Origin of the sequence: Nonomuraea sp. NPDC005501, from assembly GCF_040605905.1 — a bacterium.
GTDB lineage: Bacteria > Actinomycetota > Actinomycetes > Streptosporangiales > Streptosporangiaceae > Nonomuraea.
Genome location: NZ_JBEXDT010000073.1, coordinates 32,489 through 49,675, shown reverse-complemented (window position 1 = coordinate 49,675; position 17,187 = coordinate 32,489). Strand labels below are relative to the sequence as shown.

22 protein-coding genes are annotated in these 17,187 nt (G+C 73.6%); 15 read left to right on the top strand and 7 right to left on the bottom strand.

Translation table 11 applies throughout. The features are described from left to right. Window positions 1-14: 14 nt before the first annotated feature. Window positions 15-335 carry a M17 family peptidase N-terminal domain-containing protein gene (locus tag ABZS51_RS29995; protein ID WP_355447834.1) on the bottom strand — a complete coding sequence of 107 codons (321 nt, stop codon included), beginning with the start codon at window positions 333-335 and terminating at the stop codon, window positions 15-17. 95 nt (window positions 336-430) lie between these two features. On the opposite strand from ABZS51_RS29995, the gene ABZS51_RS29990 reads away from it, so the two are divergent. Genes ABZS51_RS29990 through ABZS51_RS29975 form a run of 4 tightly spaced genes read left to right on the top strand, consistent with a single transcriptional unit; the run spans window position 431 to window position 2,692 of the window. After that, complete coding sequence (locus tag ABZS51_RS29990; RefSeq protein WP_310715117.1) at window positions 431-778, top strand: GntR family transcriptional regulator; 348 nt, start codon at window positions 431-433, stop codon at window positions 776-778. Further along, on the top strand, window positions 775-1,740 hold the full coding sequence (locus ABZS51_RS29985) for a hypothetical protein (RefSeq protein WP_355447831.1): 966 nt from the start codon (window positions 775-777) through the stop codon (window positions 1,738-1,740). The genes ABZS51_RS29990 and ABZS51_RS29985 overlap by 4 nt, the downstream gene beginning before the upstream one ends. Then, the gene (locus ABZS51_RS29980; RefSeq protein WP_355447829.1) at window positions 1,737-1,979 is read left to right on the top strand and encodes a hypothetical protein; all 243 of its coding nucleotides are present in this window, start codon (window positions 1,737-1,739) and stop codon (window positions 1,977-1,979) included. The genes ABZS51_RS29985 and ABZS51_RS29980 overlap by 4 nt, the downstream gene beginning before the upstream one ends. Window positions 1,980-2,014: 35 nt before the next feature. Continuing rightward, entirely contained in the window at window positions 2,015-2,692 is a 678-nt protein-coding gene (locus tag ABZS51_RS29975; protein WP_355447826.1) for a CPBP family intramembrane glutamic endopeptidase, read from the top strand. 87 nt (window positions 2,693-2,779) lie between these two features. On the opposite strand, the gene ABZS51_RS29970 is transcribed toward ABZS51_RS29975, so the two are convergent. After that, entirely contained in the window at window positions 2,780-3,610 is an 831-nt protein-coding gene (locus ABZS51_RS29970; protein ID WP_355447823.1) for an adenosylcobinamide-GDP ribazoletransferase, read from the bottom strand. A 33-nt stretch (window positions 3,611-3,643) separates the two neighbouring features. On the opposite strand from ABZS51_RS29970, the gene ABZS51_RS29965 reads away from it, so the two are divergent. Next, on the top strand, window positions 3,644-4,444 hold the full coding sequence (locus ABZS51_RS29965) for an ATP-binding cassette domain-containing protein (protein WP_355447821.1): 801 nt from the start codon (window positions 3,644-3,646) through the stop codon (window positions 4,442-4,444). 46 nt (window positions 4,445-4,490) lie between these two features. On the opposite strand, the gene ABZS51_RS29960 is transcribed toward ABZS51_RS29965, so the two are convergent. Continuing rightward, on the bottom strand, window positions 4,491-5,555 hold the full coding sequence (locus tag ABZS51_RS29960) for a bifunctional adenosylcobinamide kinase/adenosylcobinamide-phosphate guanylyltransferase (RefSeq protein ID WP_355447818.1): 1,065 nt from the start codon (window positions 5,553-5,555) through the stop codon (window positions 4,491-4,493). A gap of 198 nt (window positions 5,556-5,753) precedes the next feature. On the opposite strand from ABZS51_RS29960, the gene ABZS51_RS29955 reads away from it, so the two are divergent. Then, window positions 5,754-5,960: a hypothetical protein gene (locus ABZS51_RS29955; RefSeq protein ID WP_310715103.1), complete on the top strand. Its 207-nt coding sequence runs from the start codon at window positions 5,754-5,756 to the stop codon at window positions 5,958-5,960. Between the two features lie 144 nt (window positions 5,961-6,104). Here ABZS51_RS29955 and ABZS51_RS29950 read toward each other — a convergent pair whose 3' ends face one another. Next, window positions 6,105-7,103: an aldo/keto reductase family protein gene (locus tag ABZS51_RS29950; protein ID WP_310715101.1), complete on the bottom strand. Its 999-nt coding sequence runs from the start codon at window positions 7,101-7,103 to the stop codon at window positions 6,105-6,107. Between the two features lie 56 nt (window positions 7,104-7,159). Here ABZS51_RS29950 and ABZS51_RS29945 point away from each other — a divergent pair, with 56 nt between their 5' ends. Continuing rightward, window positions 7,160-8,152, top strand: coding sequence for an SMI1/KNR4 family protein (locus tag ABZS51_RS29945; protein WP_355447814.1), 993 nt, complete (start codon window positions 7,160-7,162; stop codon window positions 8,150-8,152). 41 nt (window positions 8,153-8,193) lie between these two features. Here ABZS51_RS29945 and ABZS51_RS29940 read toward each other — a convergent pair whose 3' ends face one another. After that, window positions 8,194-8,778 carry a DUF3043 domain-containing protein gene (locus ABZS51_RS29940; RefSeq protein WP_355447811.1) on the bottom strand — a complete coding sequence of 195 codons (585 nt, stop codon included), beginning with the start codon at window positions 8,776-8,778 and terminating at the stop codon, window positions 8,194-8,196. Between the two features lie 153 nt (window positions 8,779-8,931). On the opposite strand from ABZS51_RS29940, the gene ABZS51_RS29935 reads away from it, so the two are divergent. From ABZS51_RS29935 to ABZS51_RS29910, 6 genes are all read left to right on the top strand, one after another. After that, a complete protein-coding gene (locus tag ABZS51_RS29935) occupies window positions 8,932-9,756 on the top strand; it encodes a PspA/IM30 family protein (protein ID WP_310715095.1) in 825 nt (274 codons plus the stop codon). Then, window positions 9,753-10,031, top strand: coding sequence for a hypothetical protein (locus tag ABZS51_RS29930; protein ID WP_310715094.1), 279 nt, complete (start codon window positions 9,753-9,755; stop codon window positions 10,029-10,031). Before ABZS51_RS29935 ends, ABZS51_RS29930 begins: the two co-directional genes overlap by 4 nt. A 3-nt stretch (window positions 10,032-10,034) precedes the next feature. Beyond that, window positions 10,035-10,934, top strand: coding sequence for a zinc metalloprotease HtpX (gene htpX / locus ABZS51_RS29925; RefSeq protein WP_355447806.1), 900 nt, complete (start codon window positions 10,035-10,037; stop codon window positions 10,932-10,934). Between the two features lie 2 nt (window positions 10,935-10,936). Further along, complete coding sequence (locus tag ABZS51_RS29920) at window positions 10,937-11,494, top strand: hypothetical protein (protein ID WP_310715092.1); 558 nt, start codon at window positions 10,937-10,939, stop codon at window positions 11,492-11,494. 76 nt (window positions 11,495-11,570) lie between these two features. Beyond that, a complete protein-coding gene (locus tag ABZS51_RS29915; protein ID WP_355447802.1) occupies window positions 11,571-12,992 on the top strand; it encodes an alpha/beta fold hydrolase in 1,422 nt (473 codons plus the stop codon). A gap of 157 nt (window positions 12,993-13,149) precedes the next feature. Then, window positions 13,150-13,800 (top strand): SIMPL domain-containing protein, encoded by a 651-nt coding sequence (locus ABZS51_RS29910; protein ID WP_355447799.1) that lies wholly within the window; start codon window positions 13,150-13,152, stop codon window positions 13,798-13,800. Here ABZS51_RS29910 and nadA read toward each other — a convergent pair. Next, the gene (gene nadA, locus ABZS51_RS29905; protein ID WP_355447796.1) at window positions 13,797-14,954 is read right to left on the bottom strand and encodes a quinolinate synthase NadA; all 1,158 of its coding nucleotides are present in this window, start codon (window positions 14,952-14,954) and stop codon (window positions 13,797-13,799) included. The two genes, ABZS51_RS29910 and nadA, sit on opposite strands and share 4 nt — an antisense overlap. A gap of 193 nt (window positions 14,955-15,147) precedes the next feature. Here nadA and erpA point away from each other — a divergent pair, with 193 nt between their 5' ends. After that, window positions 15,148-15,501 (top strand): iron-sulfur cluster insertion protein ErpA, encoded by a 354-nt coding sequence (erpA, locus tag ABZS51_RS29900; RefSeq protein WP_049566397.1) that lies wholly within the window; start codon window positions 15,148-15,150, stop codon window positions 15,499-15,501. 111 nt (window positions 15,502-15,612) lie between these two features. Next, the gene (locus ABZS51_RS29895) at window positions 15,613-16,599 is read left to right on the top strand and encodes a carbohydrate kinase family protein (protein WP_355447793.1); all 987 of its coding nucleotides are present in this window, start codon (window positions 15,613-15,615) and stop codon (window positions 16,597-16,599) included. Window positions 16,600-16,682: 83 nt separating this feature from the next. Here ABZS51_RS29895 and ABZS51_RS29890 read toward each other — a convergent pair whose 3' ends face one another. Then, window positions 16,683-17,117, bottom strand: coding sequence for a CBS domain-containing protein (locus tag ABZS51_RS29890; RefSeq protein ID WP_355447790.1), 435 nt, complete (start codon window positions 17,115-17,117; stop codon window positions 16,683-16,685). Window positions 17,118-17,187 lie beyond the last annotated feature (70 nt).

Genomic DNA, 17,187 nt, shown 5'->3' with positions numbered 1-17,187 from the left:
GTCCGTCAGCAGAGCTATCCCGTGAAAGGGCGGATCGCCTCCATGGCACGCTCGGTGACCTCCTCGACCGGGCCGGACGCGTCGTCACCCAGGCCCACCGCGACCAGCAGCGGGGCGGTGATGGCGCCGAAGGTGGGGATCTTGGCGATCTCGCCGGGCCGGCCGCTGAAGCCGGCGGCGGTCAGGGAGGCGGCGAGCTTGCCCCCGAAGGCCGCGTCGAGCGCATCGGCGCTCGTGACGGGGCGGGGGGCTTCGGAGCCGGACCGGAACCCGACGATCAGCGCGTCGGTGTCGAAAGAGACGGGATCTGCTGAGTTCAGCCGCACAGTGGTCACGTAAATGGACTCTATCGAGGGTTACGAGGTACTCACAAACAGGGGTTCATCCCACCTATCAGCGGTAATGGAATGGTGCTAGTGTCATTGGCATCATGTTGCTGACACTCGACCTCAACGACGCCCGGCCCCTGCACGAGCAGGTGGCGGCGGCCATCCGCCGGGCCATCGGCGAGGGCTCGTACGCCCCTGGAGACCGGCTGCCGCCGGCCCGTGACCTGGCCCTGGCGCTCGGCATCAACACCAACACGGTGCTGCGCGCCCTGCGCGACCTGCGCGACGAGGGCCTGCTGGAGTTCAGGCGGGGACGGGGCGTCAGCGTCGCCGGCGCCGCCGGCGGCCGCGCCCTGCTGGTCCAGCGGGCGCGCGAGCTGCTGGAGGACGCCCAGAGGCACGGCTACCGCCGCGAGGACCTCATCACCATCCTGGAGGAGCTGCCATGACCCCCCGAACGTCGGCCACGCTGTGTGGCCTCCTGGTCTCCGCGGTCCTGGCCGTGGCGCCGCTCGCCGTACGGGACCGGCTGCCCGACCCGGTCGCCACCCACTGGAGCGGCGGGTCCGCGCCCGACGGCGCGATGCCGCTCGCCGTGTCGACGACGGTGAACGTGGCGATCTGGGGCGTCCTCTGGGTGACCCTCGTCGTGGTCGCCCCGATGGCGCAGCAGCGCAGGAACGGCCGTGCCGGGTGGTGGGGCGCCCTGGCGGGGGGCGCGGTGCTCTTCGTCGGGGTGAGCGGCACGACTCTGCTGGCCAACCTGGACGCCTCCTCCTGGACCGAGGCGCGGCTGAGCGGCTGGCAGGCGGCCGCCGTCATCGGCGCGTCCCTGGCCGTGGGGGTGCTGGTCGGATACCTGCGCCGCGGCGAGACGGACCCGCCGTCCGCGGGGGAGTCGGCGCCGCCGTCGCTGCGGCTCCAGGCCGGCCGGCGCGCCGTGTGGGTCGGCCGGGCCGGCAACCGAGGGCTGGCCGCGGTGACCGTGGCCGCCGGGGTGGCGCTGTGCGTCCTGGCCGCGCTCGTGCTGCTCGGCCTGGCAGACGGCGGCGCCGCTCGCGCGCTGCTGCCCGGCCTGGGGATCACGCTGGCCGTCGGCCTGCTCACGTCGTCGCTCGCGGCGCGGGTCACCGAGGACGGGCTCGTGATCGGGCTCGGGCCGCTGAGGTGGCCGGTGCGCAGGATCCGCCTGGACGCCATCGAGCGGGCGTGGACCGAGACGCGCAGCCCCGCCGAGGTCGGCGGGTGGGGCTTCCGCGGCCTCCCGGGCAGCGCCACGATCATGCTGCGCGGCGGGGAGTGCCTGGTGGTCCGTTACCGCTCGGGCGGGCGGCTGGCGATCAGCGTCGACGACGCCGAGCGCGGGGCGTCCCTGATCAACGCCCTCATCGCCGAACGGGCACGCGTATGAACCGGCTGCCGGTGTTCCTGGCCGTGTCGTTCGGACTGGCGTGGGTCGTGGCGATGCCCGTATGGCTCGCGGGCGGCCTCGGCACGCCGCCGACGCAGGTGTCGGCGGTGCTGATGATGTTCACGCCCGCTCTGGGCGTGCTGGCTGTGTGGCTGCTGCCGGGCCGGTCGGGTGGATTGGGCGGTTCCGGCGGGACCCGGCGGCCGCCGTTCCGCGTGTTCGCCGCGAGACGGGGCTGACGCCGGGGGAGCGGCCCGGCCGCACCCTCCTGCTCGTGCTGCTCGCCTGGCTCGGCGTGCCGCTGCTCGTGGCGGTGTCGATCGCGCTCAGCGCCGCGCTGGGGCTGGTCTCGCTGGACCTCACCCGGTTCAGCCTGTTTCAGGAGGCACTGCGGGCGCAGGGGGCGCAGGTGCCGGCCGGGCTCTCCACGATGGTCACCGTCCAGGTCGTGCTCGCGGTGCTGGCCGGCCCGCTGCTCAACGCGGTCCCGGCACTCGGCGAGGAGTGGGGCTGGCGTGGCTGGCTGGTGCCCCGGCTCGTGGCCGCGCGCGGTCCGGTCGCCGGGCTGATCCTCTCCGGCGTCGTCTGGGGGCTCTGGCACGCGCCGCTCACGCTCCTGGGCTACAACTACGCTCGCCTCGGCCCGTGGGCCGCCCTCTACTTCGTGGGGTTCTGCGTGGCAGCCGGGGTGGTGTTCGGCTGGCTGCGGCTGCGCTCGGGCAGCGTGTGGCCCGCCGTGGCCGCCCACGGCTCGGTGAACGCGGTGACGGGCGTCGTCGTGCTGCTCGGCGACGCCGCCGCGCCGCCCGATCCGGTCGTGGCCGGGCTCACGGGCCTGGTCGGGTGGGCCGTACTCGCCGTGACGGGTGTGGCGCTGCTCCGCTTCTTCCCCGTACGGCAGCCCGGGCCCGCCACCTCGCCACTCACGGAGCCCTCGCACGCGGACCCCTGATCCGGGGCTCTGCGCTCCGCCCGCCTTCGCGTACGGAGTCCGGAACGCGGCCCCACGGGTCGGCCCGGGCGGGTCGGCCCGTGCGGGTCAGCCCGCCATCGCGCACACCACCAGGACGCCCGTCGTCGCCGTCTCCACCAGCGCGCCGAGCACGTCCCCGGTGACGCCTCCCAGCCGGCTCCGTGCCCGCCGGAGCAGCAGCAGAGCGATCCCCAGCCCCAAGGCCATGGCGACGGGCAGCAGCAAGGCGAGCGGTACGGCGCCGGGGAGCCCGGTGCCGGACAGCCCCGTGCCGGACAGCCCCGTGCCGGCCAGCCCGGTGCCGGCGGCCGCGGCGAGCGCCGCCGCGGTCACCAGCGATGCGGTCGCGGGCCGTACCGTGCCGGCGACCGTCGATCCCAGCCCGCCGGGCCGCGCGGCCGGCACCCCCGGACGGCAGGCCCAGACGAGGGCCAGCCGCCCCGTCACGCAGGCGGTCACCAGCGCGTACGGCCCGGCCGCCGCCAGCGCGGCCACCTGGGCGAACAGCGTGATCACCAGCGTTATGACACCGAACGGCCCGATGTCCGACTTTTTCATGATGTCGAGCGCTTGACCGGCGGGCTTGCCGCTGCCCAGCCCGTCGGCCAGGTCCGCCAGCCCGTCCAGGTGGAGCCCCCGCGTCAGCACCGCGAGCACCCCCACCGACAGCACCGCGCCCAGCAGCGGCGGCCCCGGGAGCAACAGCGGCAGGCAGGCCACCGCCCCCAGCACCAGCCCCACGGCCGGCGCCACGAGCATGGCCACGCCCGCGGCCCGCCGGTCCACCCGTTCCACGCGTACCGGGAAGATCGTCAGCATGCCCACGGCCAGCCGGAGCCCGTCCATCCGGCCCGTCCCGCCCGGCGAGGAGCCGGGAGATCCCCCGCGAAGCCGCATAACGGTCGATGGTACGGCCGTTAGGGTGAGCGGATGCACGTGGTTCAACTCGAAGGCGTAGCGGTCCGGGTCGTCGGCAAGACGCTGCTGAGCGGCGTCGACTGGCGGGTGGAGTACGGCGAGCACTGGGCGATCCTCGGCCCCAACGGGGCGGGGAAGACGACGCTGCTGTCGCTGGCCGCCGCCGTGCGGCACCCGACCGAGGGCGCGGTCAGCGTCCTCGGCCACCGCCTCGGCCGGGTCGACCTGCGGTCCCTGCGCCGCCACATCGGCCTGGTGGCCTCCAGCCAGCGCCTGGTCGACGAGGGGCTCCTGGAGGAGGAGGGGGCCACCGCGCTCACCGTGGTGCTCACCGGGCACACCGGGACCAGCGCCCCTCTCTGGGACAGGTACGGCGACGCCGAGCGTGACCGTGCCCTGCGCCTGCTGGCCGACCTCGGCTGCAAGGACCTGGCCGACCGGCCGTTCCGGGTGTGCTCCCAGGGGGAGCGGGCCCGGGTCAGGGTGGCCAGGTCGCTCATGCCGGACCCGGCGGTGCTGCTGCTGGACGAGCCGTACGCCGGCCTGGACCTGCCGGCCCGCGAGGACCTGATCGCGGCGGTCGAGGACCTGGCGGCGACGCGGCCGGTGCTCACCACGATCACGGTGACGCACCACCTGGAGGAGATCCCCGCCACGACCACGCACGCCATGCTCATGCGCGACGCCCGCGTCCAGGCGGCGGGGCCGGTGGCGGACGTCCTCACGCCCGCCAACCTGTCCGAGTGCTTCGGCCGCGCCCTCCACGTCGACCGCCTCGACGGCCGCTGGTACGCCCGCGCCGTCCGTCCCTGACCGTCCAGCCACCTCGTCCGGCCACTTCGTCCGGCCCGGTGGGAGGTCACGGCAGGGGGACGAGGCGGCCCGCCACGACGAGGGCGACGTCCTCCGACTCGGCCGCCAGGCGCTCGTTGAGGCGGCCCAGCGCGTCCCTGAACATCCGCCCGCTCGGCGTCGCGGGCACCACGCCCATGCCCACCTCGTCCGACACCGCCGCGACGCGACACCGGGCCCCGCGCCAGGCCGCCACCAGCTCGTCGCACCGCCGCCACACGGCGGACCGGTCGCCCTCCCAGGCGCCGTGCTCGTCGAACACCGCCGCCAGCCACGTGCCCAGCCCGTCCACCAGCAGCGGCGTGGTGGCGTCCCGCACCGCCCCGGCGAGGTCGGTCGTCTCCAGCGTCGCCCAGTGCGCCGGCCTGCGCCGCCGGTGCGCGCTGATCCGCGCCGCCCACTCGGCGTCGCCCTCGCCGCCGGGGCCGGTGGCGACGTAGGTGACGTACGGCTCGGCGGCCAGCCGCAGCTCCGCCTCGGCCGACTTCCCCGAACGCGTCCCGCCCAGCACCAGCTCACGCCACGGCCGGCCCACGGGCGTCACGCCGGGAACCGTCCCCTCCGGGCGGGCCCCGGCTGATCGGTGGGCCGTGTCGAGTGTCGTGCCGTCCGGCACGGCCCGCGCGCCCCACAGCGCCAGCCGCCGGGCCAGCTCCTCCTCCGAGCGCACCCGGTGGTCGAGCCCGACCGCCACCACGAGGGTGTCCACGTCCGCGATCCCTTCGCGGCGCAGCAGCCCGAGCCGCTCCGGCCGGTCGAGCAGGTCGATCAGCAGAAGGTCGCAGCGGCCACGCCCGCCCGCCGTCTCCGAAAGGCCGGTGCCCGGCAGGCCGGTCGGGTGGCCGGAAGGCGCGTACAGCACGCGTGTGCCGTCGGGGCCCTCCAGGCCGTGGCCTTCCCCGAAGGCGCGGTAGCCGGACGGCGGGGAGTGGCACGGCAGGCGTACGGCGCCGTCCACGATCGCCTCGAACGGCCGCCGGCGACCGGCGGGAAGACGCCCGCAGGAGGCGCACCGGCAGCCCGGCTCCGGCCAGCCCGCGCCACCCGCCGTACCGGGGAGAAAGACCTTCACCGCGCCGAGGGTACGCGCCCCGGCGGCCCCGCGGGGGCACGCCCCGTCCCCGGCCGGACGGGCTGGAGCGGGCGGCAGGGCGGGCGGCAGGGCGGGCGGACGGCTGCGCGGGGTGCGGGCCCTCGCCGGGGCGCGGGAGTAGGGTGCCAGTGCCGCCGGAGGGTGCGCCGGCGAACCCGCGGAAAAGGAGCGTATGGCATGACATGGCGGTGGCGTTACGAGAACGCGCATGGCGGTGAGGTGACAGACCGCCCGTTGCCGCGAGAGGTGTTCCCGAGCCAGGCCGACGCGGAGTCCTGGCTCGGCGAGAACTGGCGTGAGCTGCTCGAGTCCGGTGTCGAGCAGGTCGCCCTGCTCGACGAGGACCGTGTCGAATACCAGGGGATGTCCCTGCGCGCGGAGTGACGGCCGCGCGTCCATGGAGATCACGAACGGCGGGACGCGAGACCCCTCGAGCCGGTGGTCATGGCTCGAGGGGTCTCGCATGCCGGGGGCCTCGCGTGCGAGGCCCTGCCGGCCGCCGCACGCGGACGAACGTTCAGGTACGGGTCAGGGGCGCTTGGCGGGGCTGACGGTCTTGCCGGGGTCGCGCTCGACGACGGAGCCGAGGACGTCGTCGATCTGCTTGAGCACCTCGGCGTCCAGCTTGACGCCGGCCGCCTTCACGTTGTCGCGCACCTGCTCGGGGCGGGAGGCGCCGATGATCGCGCTGGACACGTTCGGGTTCTGCAGCACCCAGGCGACGGCGAGCTGCGCCATGCTGAGCCCGAGATCGGCCGCGATCGGCTTGAGGTTCTGGACGCGGGTGAGCACGTCGTCGTTCATGAACCGGGCGATCATGCCGCTGCCGCTCGGGTCGGTGGCGCGGGAGCCCTCCGGGGGCTGCTGGCCGGGCAGGTACTTGCCGGTGAGCACGCCCTGCGCGATCGGCGACCAGACGATCTGACCGATGCCCTCACGCTCGGACAGCGGCACGATCTCGGCCTCGATGACCCGCCACAGCGCGGAGTACTGCGGCTGGTTGGACACGATCCGGTCGAAGCCCATCTCGTCGGCGATCTTCAGCGCCCGGGCGATCTGGTCGGCGGTCCACTCGCTGACGCCGATGTAGAGGACCTTGCCCTGCCGTACGAGGTCGTCGAACGTCTTCAGGGTCTCTTCGAGCGGCGTCTCGGCGTCGAACCGGTGCGCCTGGTAGAGGTCGACGTAGTCGGTCTGGAGGCGGCGCAGGGAGCCGTTGATCGACTCGGTGATGTGCTTGCGGGACAGGCCGCGGTCGTTCTGGCCCGGCCCGGTGGGCCAGTAAACCTTGGTGAAGATCTCCAGCGACTCGCGGCGCACGCCCTTCAGCGCCCGGCCGAGGACCTCCTCGGCCTTGGTGCCGGCGTAGACGTCGGCGGTGTCGAACGTGGTGACCCCCTCGTCGAGGGCGGCCTGCACGCACTGCTTGGCGGCCTCCTCCTCGACCTGGGAGCCATGGGTGAGCCAGTTACCGTAGCTGATCTCGCTGACCTTGAGACCGCTGCGGCCGAGGTGACGGAATTCCATACACCCGACCCTAGGCGGTCACGTGATGTGACCGGATTCGGGATAGGGTGCGCGACGTGCTGAAGCTCGTACGGACGGCGCTGACGGCGGCGATCCTGACCGCGATCGCCGTACGGCTGCGCCGCCGGTCGCACCGGGAGACGGCCGGTGAAACGGCAGGTGGAACGGCAGGTCAGGCGTCCGGTCACGCGACTTCTGAAGCGAGGCGTCCCGGCCGGGACGCCGGGACGGGCCTGTCGGCCCGCGGCGCACGGCGGGCGGGGCGGGTCACGCCGCTCGTGCTCGGCGCCGGCGCGATCGTGGCGGTGGCGCTCGTGGTCGCAACGGCGCTCGTGACACCCGCCGCCACGACGGTCCCGGCCACGACGGCGCCCGTCATGCCGGCGGCCGCCACACCGCCACCGGCTCCCTCGGCGCCCGCGACCCCCGCCGGCGCGTCCCCGAGCGCCGACCCGGAGACGCCGCTGGGCCCCGGCTGCCGTCCCCGGTCGCGTCCCGTGGTGGTACGGCCGATCGACCCGCGTGTGCGGCGTGCCGTCAACCGCCAGTGGGGGCGCGTCGAGCGGTGGCTGAGGCGGAACGCGCCGCGGACCTACGCGACGCTCGGGGCCCGGAGCAGACCGAGGACGATCGCGTTCGCGGAGGCGTACATGGGCATGGAGTTCCCGGACGCCCTGCGCGCCTCCCTGCTGCGCCACAACGGGGCGGCGTATTTCGGGTTCTTCGGCGAGCGGCTGTACGGGGTCCGGCAGATCCGCGCAGTTTGGCGCGACCACTGCCGCGAGGGCGGCCGGGACGGCTGGGGCGGCGAGCTGATCCCGGTCGCGTCGCAGGGAGAGCCGGAGCTGTTCGTCTCGGGCGAAAAGTCCGGCTCCCTCGGCGAGCTCGCCGAGATCGGCGAGGAGTCGCGGACGTCCGAGCCCGCCGGCCTGAAGGTCAGGTCGTACTACGCGCTGCTGAAGGCCACGGCCGACGCCCTGGAGCGAGGCCGGCTGGGAGAGTGGCGGCCCCGCGTCGTGGACGGCTCGCTCGTCTGGGACCGGCGGTAGGAGACCGGACCAGCGGCAGGAGGCCGGACCGGAGGGCGGCGCTACTTCTTGGGTGTCACAGGCTTGCCGCCCGGCCGCACCGTGGGCGGCGGGAAGCGGAGCTTGCGGATCTGCAGCGCGCGCATCGCCGCGTAGAACCCGACGCCGCGCATGCTCTCGTTCGGCAGCTTCTCGGCCGCCACCCGCTTGACCCGCCACGCCACGTAGATCGAGGTGGCCACGACGCCGATCATCATGACCGGCCAGCCGATCGTGATGACGTAGCCCAGGATCAGGCCCCGGACGTCGGGCGGCCACGGGATCCACGTCGCCAGCAGGATCACCAGCGAGAACGGCAGGAAGTACTGGCTCGGCAGCCGCCGCGAGTCGACCCAGTCGCGGGCGAACTTGCGGGCCGGGCCCTTGTCGCGCGCCGGGAGGAAACGCTCCTCTCCCGCCAGCATGCCCTTACGGGCCCGCTCGCGCTCCGCGGCCTGCTTGGCCCGCATCTGCCGGTAGGCCTCCTTGCGATCCTTCGGAGCGCTGACCGGCTGGCGCCGCCTGCCTTCGGCGTCTCGGCGCTTGGGTGTGGGACGACCCTTGCCCTGAGGCTTAGGATCGTCAACGGGGACGGGAGTGTCGTCCACGGAGGTTTGGGAACGGCGTCGCAACACGACGTCAACCCTACCTGGACTGCAACTTAGTGACGCCCTCGTGCGTTATGCGTAGGGTAATCCCAGGGCGGCTGCGCTGCACTGGGTGACCACCAGCACGACCTAAGAAGGGGACGGCCGACGCGCATGAGCGTGATGAAGAGACTTTCGATGATCTTCAAGTCCAAGGCCAACAAGGCCCTGGACAAGATGGAGGATCCGCGCGAGACCCTCGACTACTCCTACCAGCGGCAGCTGGAGCTGCTGCAGAAGGTGCGCAGGGGCGTGGCCGACGTCGCCACCTCCCGCAAGCGGGTCGAGCTGCAGATCAACGGTCTTGAGCAGCAGGCCAGGCGGTATGAGGAGCAGGGCCGCAAGGCGCTGTCCGTCGGCCGCGAGGACCTCGCCCGCACGGCGCTGGAGCGCCGGGCCGGCCTGCAGACGCAGATGGCGGACCTGAAGGTCCAGCACGACAACCTGCAGGCCGAGGAGGAGAAGCTCACGCTGGCCTCCCAGCGGCTGCAGGCCAAGGTGGACTCCTTCCGCACCAAGAAGGAGACCATCAAGGCGACCTACACCGCCGCCGAGGCGCAGACGCGCATCAACGAGGCCTTCTCCGGCATCTCCGAGGAGATGGGCGACGTCGGCCTGGCGATCCAGCGGGCCGAGGACAAGACCGCGCAGATGCAGGCTCGCGCCGGCGCCATCGACGAGCTGCTGGCCAGCGGCGCGCTCGACGACTTCAGCGGCACCCGCGGCGACGACATCCAGGCCGAGCTCGACCGCATGGGCGGCGGCATGGACGTCGAGCTGGAGCTGGCCCGCATGAAGGCCGAGCTCGGCCAGGGGCCCGCGCCGCAGAGCGCGATCGAGCAGGGACGCCAGCAGCAGCAGGCGCAGCCCCAGCCGCAGCAGCAGGGCCAGCCCCAGCAGCACACGCAGCAGCTGCGTCAGCCGGGGGAGGGCGCATGATCGTCAGAATCATGGGCGAGGGCCAGATCGAGATCTCGCCGTCCGACATCACCCTGCTCAACGAGCTGGACAGCGAGCTTGAGTCGGCGATCGAGTCCGGCGACGAGGCCGCTTTCCGGGTCAAGCTCCACGCGCTCCTCGACAAGGTGCGCCACGTGGGCAAGGCGCTTCCCGACGACAGCCTTGAGCCGTCAGAGCTGATCCTTCCCCCCGCGGATGCCTCGATCGAGGAGGTCCGGGAGATGCTGGGCGATCAGGGCCTGATCCCGGGCTGACCCGTGCGCACGCGGTTCGCGTCCGATCGCGGCCTGACCGGCCGGATGGTCGTGACGATGTTCCTGCTCGGGTTGCTCTACGTGGTATTCGTCGGCGCCCTCGTCGCCCTGGGGGTGCGGGCGCTGACGGTGCTGCTGGTCGCGGGGGGCCTGCTGCTGGTGCAGTACTTCCTGTCCGACCGCATCGCGTTGTACGGGATGGGCGGGCGCGAGGTGTCGCCGCGGGAGGCTCCCGAGCTGCACGGCCTGATCGACCGGTTGTGCGCCATGGCGGACATGCCCAAGCCCAGGGTGGCCATCGCGGATTCGGACGTCCCCAACGCGTTCGCCACCGGCCGCAACCAGAAACACGCCGTCGTCTGCGTGACGACGGGCATCCTGCGCCGCCTGGACGCGCGGGAGCTCGAGGGAGTGCTGGCCCACGAGCTCTCGCATGTCGCCCACCGCGACGTCGCCGTCATGACGATCGCCTCGTTCCTCGGAGTCGTCGCGGGGCTCATGACGCGCTTCGCCCTCTACAGCGGGCTGGGCGCGCGCCGCTCCGACAACCAGGGCGGCCTGCCGATCGGGCTGATCGTCATGCTGGTCTCCATCCTCGTGTACGCCGTGAGCTTCCTGCTGACCCGGGCCCTGTCGCGCTACCGCGAGCTGTCCGCGGACCGGGCCGGCGCCCTGCTCACGCAGCGGCCCTCGGTGCTGGCCAGCGCCCTTGTGAAGATCAGCGGGGAGATGGCCCGGATCCCCACGCGCGACCTGCGTGAGGCGGCGCCGTTCAACGCCTTCTACTTCGCCCCGGCCGCCGCGCCGGGCGCGACGCTGGCGAACATCTTCTCCACCCACCCGTCGCTCGACCGCCGCCTCCGGCAGCTCTCGGAGATCTCCGACCAGCTCGGGCGGGGATGAGCGTGGGCTGGCTGGACGCCCTCCTGGGCCGCTCGAAACCGGTCAGGCCGAACCTCGACGCGCTGTTCGCGCTGCCGTCCGCCGCCGTGACCCTGGAGGCCGCCACCGGCCTGACGCCGACCGGGCTGGGCTCGGTGGCGTTCCGCGCCGCGGAGGGAGGCGCGTTCGCGGAGGCGGAGCGGGACGCCAAGGCGCTGCTCGGCGAGCGGGTCGAGGAGTCGGACGACGGCTACGGCTACACGTGGCTCCTGGTGCGCCGCCCGCCCGAGGCGTCCGGTGACCTGGTGACGGAGCTGCACGCGGTCAACTCCACGCTGGAGGGCGCCGGGTTCGGCCCGTCGCTGCTGTGCTCGCTCGTGTCGTTCGCCGGGCCGGACGGGCGGCGGCTGGCGGTCGTGTACCTGTACAAGCGCGGCACCTTCTACCCGTTCGCGCCCCTGCCCGGTCAGCGGCGCGACAACGCGCTCGAACTCCAGGCGCGGGGGGTGCTGGCGACGGACCTCCCACTGGAGTCCGACCTCGCCCGCTGGTTCCCGGTATGGGGCGCCCCGGGGCTCTGAACACGGAGAGTGGTCTAATTGTCGCGTGGAGCGACAATTGTCGGTATTTGCGGCTTCTGCCTTCATCGTGGCCGCCGTGCTCGCCAGCGCCTGGGTGACCGGGCAGTTCACCACCCCGGCCCTGGGCGGCGCCGCCGGCTACGTGAGCGAGCTGGCCGCCCGCGACCAGCCGTGGACGCGCCTGTTCCGGGCCACCGACGCGCTGGCGGGCCTGGCCTGCCTGCTCGGCGTGGCCCTCACGCCCCGGACGGACGGTGAGGGGGCGGGCTGGCTGCTGCTGGCCGTCTTCGCCGTGCTGACGATCGCCGGTGCCGCGTTGCCGCTGGACTGCGCGGTGCTGAGCGACCCGTCGTGCGCGCACCGGGCGCGGTCGCTGGCCCATCACGTCCACGCCGTGGCCGGGGTGCCGTCCGCGGCGTGCGGAGTGGCCGCCATGGTGCTGCTGAGCCTGCGCTGGCACACCTGGCCGGCCGCGCTGCTGGCGGGCGCGTCCCTGGGGGCCGGCGTCCTCACGGCCGCCGCCGGCGTCCTGGGCGTCCCGTTCCTCGTTCTGGCCCCCGGCGCGGCCCCGGCCGCCCTCACGCTCGCCTCCGGCGCCGCGAGCGCCCTCACGCTCGCCCCCGGCGCGGCCCCGGCGGTCCTGGGGCTTCCGCCCGGCGCGGGGGTCGTGCAGCGCGTCCAGGTCGCGCTCCTCGCCGGCTGGCTCGTGTACGCGGGGCTCAGGCTGCTCCTGTCCGCCCCACCGGGCCAGGCGCCGGAGGCCGGACCCGCACCGGGGTACGGGGCCGGCGCCGGGCCCGCCGTGATCCTCACCTCCGGTCTCGGCGGCGCGTGGCTGTCCTGGGAGCGGCTGGCGGGCGCGCCGTCGCGCGGGCGCAGGGTGATCCGCTTCGACCGCCCCGGACTGGGTGCCGCCCCCGCCTCGTCCGTGCCGCCCACCCTGTACGGCGAGGCGGCCCGCCTGGCGGCGCTCGCCCCCGCGCACCCGGAGCGCGTCACCGTCGTCGCCCATGGACAGGCCGCCTGGCACGCGGAGGCGTTCGCCCGGCTGCACCCGCTGCGGGTGGCCGGGCTGGTCCTCGTGGACCCGGCCCCCGTGGTGCCGGGCGCGCGGGGCCCGTCGGAGCCGGTCCGGGAGGCGGCCCGCTGGCTGCCCGCCCTGGGCGGCACATGGGGCGCCGCGGCCCTCGCCGAGCTGGCCGCCCCGGTCCTGGCCCGCCTGTACGCCCCGGTCTCGCCCGTCCGGCCGGGGGCCGGCGGGCTGGGGAGGACGGCGGCCGCGGTGGCGGGGGAGTGGCTGGCCCGCCGCGACATGGCCGCCGGGCTGCGCCGCCTGCGCGCCGGGCGACCCATGCCGGCCGTGCCGGTCGTCGTGGTCAGCACGAGCCGGCGGCGCTCCCGCGGTGAGCGGGTGGCCGCCCCGCTGCGGGCCGAGCTGGTCCGCGTCCCGCGCCGGGTCCTGCTCCGGGACCCGGCCGCGCTGACGACCCTGGCATGACTCCCGGGCGGCCAGCAGAATGGCGGGAAGGACGGCACACCCGGAACCGCGCACGTCCACGTAAGAAGAACACGTCCACGCAGGACGAACGCGTCCACGCGAAGAGGAACACGTCCACGAAGGCCCGTCCGCGTAACACGTCCACGAAGGGGTGCGGGTGACCACCGAACACGAGCAGATCGCGGTCGCCGGTGAGGGATCCGCGGCCGCCGCGCCCGACGTCATGCGGCTGAGCGCCGGTGTCGAGGTGCGCGGCGCCTCGGCCGCGCAGGCGTTCGCCGCCGTCCGGACCGCCGCCGCCCGGCTGGAGGCCGCCCTGCGCGGGGCCGGCGTCGCCGGGGAGGACCTGCGGACGAGCGAGCTGTCTCTCGGCCCCGAGTACGAGGCCTACCCCAGGGTGTCCGGGTACCGGGCGGCCCAGGGGGTCGAGGCGGTGGTGCGCGACCTGGCCGGTGCCGACCGGGTCGTCGACGCCGTCGCGGGGGTGGGGGAGGAGGCGCGGCTCGGCGGCGTGTCCTTCGAGCTGTCCGACCCGTCCGGGGCGCTGGCGCAGGCCCGGGAGCGGGCGTTCCGCGACGCCGCCGCCAAGGCGGCCGAGTACGCCCGGCTGGCCGGGAGGCCCCTCGGCCGGGTCGTGTCGGTCACCGAGGAGGCGAGGGGCGGCCCCCAGCCGATGGCGTTCGCCGCCATGGCGGCCGAGGACCGCTCGTCGGTCAGCCCCGGGCGCCAGACCTTGTCGGTCGGCGTCCGGGTGGTCTACGCGTTCGGCGACGCCGTCCCCGCCGCCCCGGGTTCCGGCGGCCGCTAGGGCAGGGCCAGCATGCGGTCGAGGGCGACCCGCGCCCAGTGCGCGGTGTCCGCGTCCACCGTGATCTGGTTGACCACCTCGCCCAGCGCCAGCGACTCCAGCGCCCACACCAGGTGCGGCAGGTCGATGCGGTTCATGGTGGAGCAGTAGCAGACCGTCCGGTCCAGGAACGAGACATTCTTGTCCGGAAACATCCCGGCGAGCCGCTTGACGAGGTTCAGCTCGGTGCCGATCGCCCAGCTCGACCCGGCGGGCGCCGCCTCCAGCGTCTTGATGATGTGCTCGGTGGAGCCGACGTGGTCGGCCTTGAGCACCACCTCGTGCCGGCACTCCGGGTGGACGAGCACGTTCACGCCCGGGACGCGCCGCCGTACGTCGTCGACGGAGTCGGCCGTGAAGCGGCCGTGCACCGAGCAGTGGCCCTTCCAGAGGATCATCCTGGCGCGCTGGAGCTGCTCGCGCGTCAGGCCCCCGTTGGGGTGGTGCGGGTTCCACACCACGCAGTCGTCCAGTGACATGCCCATCTCCAGCACGGCCGTGTTGCGGCCGAGGTGCTGGTCGGGCAGGAACAGCACCTTGCCGCGCTGCCCGAACGCCCACTCCAGCGCGCGGCGCGCGTTGGAGGAGGTGCAGACCGCGCCGCCGTTGCGCCCGCAGAACGCCTTGATGTCCGCGCTGGAGTTCATGTACGTGACGGGGATCACCTCGCCGGCCAGGCCCGCGTCCTCCAGCGCCTCCCAGCACTCCTCGACCTGGTCGAACGTGGCCATGTCGGCCATCGAGCACCCGGCGGCGAGGTCCGGGAGGATCACCTTCTGGGCGTCCCCGGTGAGGATGTCGGCCGACTCGGCCATGAAGTGCACGCCGCAGAAGACGATGTACTCCGCCTCAGGCCGGGCGGCGGCCTGCTGCGCCAGCTTGAAGGAGTCACCCGTCACGTCGGCGAACTGGATGACCTCGTCGCGCTGGTAGTGGTGGCCCAGCACGAACAGCCGGTCGCCCAGCGCCTCCTTGGCCTTGCGTGCCCGGTCCACCAGGCCGGGGTCGGAGGCGGGCGGGAGCTCGCCCGGGCAGTCCACCCCCCGCTCGGAGTGCGGATCGGCGTCCCTGCCGAGGACGAAGAGCGGCAGACCAGTCTGGGTGGCCACGGCCACACCCCCTTATCGTCGGACTGACGATACTGATGATGGCACACGGCCCGCGATGGTCGCGTCCCGGGTGGGTAGGGAGTGGAAGGAACCAGGGGGAGGCGGGGGAATGCCGGGCATGCCCCAGGTGTTGGTAGCGTCTGAGTAGGACGTCAGAAAGAGACAGCCGGGTTAGACAGCCGGGTTAGGGAGTCAGCAGATGACGGTTGAGAGCAGCGAGACCACGACGCAGGGCCTGATCCTGACTGACGCGGCCGCCGCCAAGGTCAAGAGCCTGCTCGAGCAGCAGGGCGAGGAAGGCCTGCAGCTGCGCGTGGCCGTGCAGCCGGGCGGCTGCTCCGGCCTGCGCTACCAGCTCTTCTTCGACGACCGCTCGATGGACGGCGACGTGGTCACCGACTTCGGCGGCGTGAGCGTCGTGACCGACAGGATGAGCGCCCCGTACCTCATGGGCGCGTCCATCGACTTCGTCGACACGATCGAGAAGCAGGGCTTCACCATCGACAACCCCAACGCCACCGGTTCGTGCGCGTGCGGCGACTCCTTCAACTAGTCGTCTGACGGGTAGTCACCGACACGGTCCCGCTCGCCTTTGTGCGTGCGGGACCTTCGCGTATTCTCGAGGGGCTCATTTGGCTTGCTGACAACGAGGAAGAAGAATCCCGTGCGCATCGCCGTCACCGGCTCCATCGCGACCGACCAACTGATGACGTTCCCCGGAAGCTTCGGCGACCAGCTCATCGCCGAGCAGCTCGACCGGGTGTCACTCTCGTTCCTGGTCGACGACCTGCAGATCCGTCGCGGCGGGTGCGCGGCGAACATCGCCTTCGGCATGGGCTGCCTGGGCCTGAAGCCGGTCCTGGTGGGCGCCGTCGGCAACGACTTCGCCGACTACCACTCCTGGCTGGAGCGCCACGGCGTCGACTGCGGCTCGGTGCACGTCTCCGAGACCCGCCACACGGCCCGTTTCCTGTGCACCACCGACGAGCACCACAACCAGATCGCCTCCTTCTACACCGGGGCGATGGCCGAGGCGCGGCTCATCGAGCTGCAGCCGGTCGCCGCCCGGGTGGGCGGCCTCGACCTCGTGCTGGTCAGCCCCAACGACCCCGACGCGATGCTGCGCCACACCGACGAGTGCCGCCAGCGCGGGATCCCGTTCGCCGCCGACCCGTCCCAGCAGCTCGCGCGCATGGCCGACGACCAGATCCGCGACCTCGTCGACGGCGCCGCCTACCTGTTCTCCAACGACTACGAGAAGGGGCTCATCGAGCAGAAGACCGGCTGGTCCGACGAGGAGATCCTGTCCCGCGTCGGCGTCCGCGTCACCACGCTCGGCCCCAAGGGCGCGGTCATCGACCGCCACGGCGAGCCGCCCATCCACGTCGCGCCGGCCCCGGAGCGGGGCAAGGCCGACCCCACGGGCGTCGGGGACGCCTTCCGCGCCGGCTTCCTGGCCGGCCTGGCCTGGGGCGTGTCGCTGGAGCGCTGCGGCCAGATCGGCAACCTGACGGCCACCCACGTGCTGGAGAACGTCGGCGGCCAGGAGTACGAGCTGGGCCAGAAGGTGTTCCTGGAGCGCTTCGCCGCCGCCTACGGTGCCGAGGCCGCCGACGAGGTCGGCGCCCACGTGCGCTGCCACCACCCCTAGGCGCCCCGGTCCGAGGTCGATGCCGCACGGACGGACCCGCGAAGCCGAGCACACCGCCGGCTCGCGGGTCCCTCGTCCTGGTGTCAGCCGTGCGCGTAGACGCGGTGGACGAACTCCGCGAGCTGGGCGTCCGGCAGGTGCCTGGCCAGGTCGGCCTCGCTGATCATGCCCACCACGCGGTCGTCCTCGACCACCGGCAGCCGCTTGATCCGGTGCTCCTCCATGCGCGACAGCGCCTCCGCCAGCGGGGCGTCGGGCGTCACCGCCACCAGGTCCGCCGTCAGGTCGCCGGCCCGCACCTGCGCGGGGTCGCGGCCCTCGGCCACGCACTTGATCACGATGTCGCGGTCGGTGATGATCCCGATGACCCGCCCGTCGGAGTCGCAGACGGGCAGCGCCCCGATGTTGCCGTTGCGCATGAGCTGCGCGGCCCGGTCGAGTGACTCGTGGGCCGGCAGGCACTCGGCGCCCGGGTTCATCACGTCGCGTGCGGTCTCGTGCGGGTGTCCTTCGGTCATCTCTCCCCCTTGAGCGGTCGGTGAGCCGTCTCCGGCCCGCACTGGCCCTACCCATATCGGGTCACAAGCC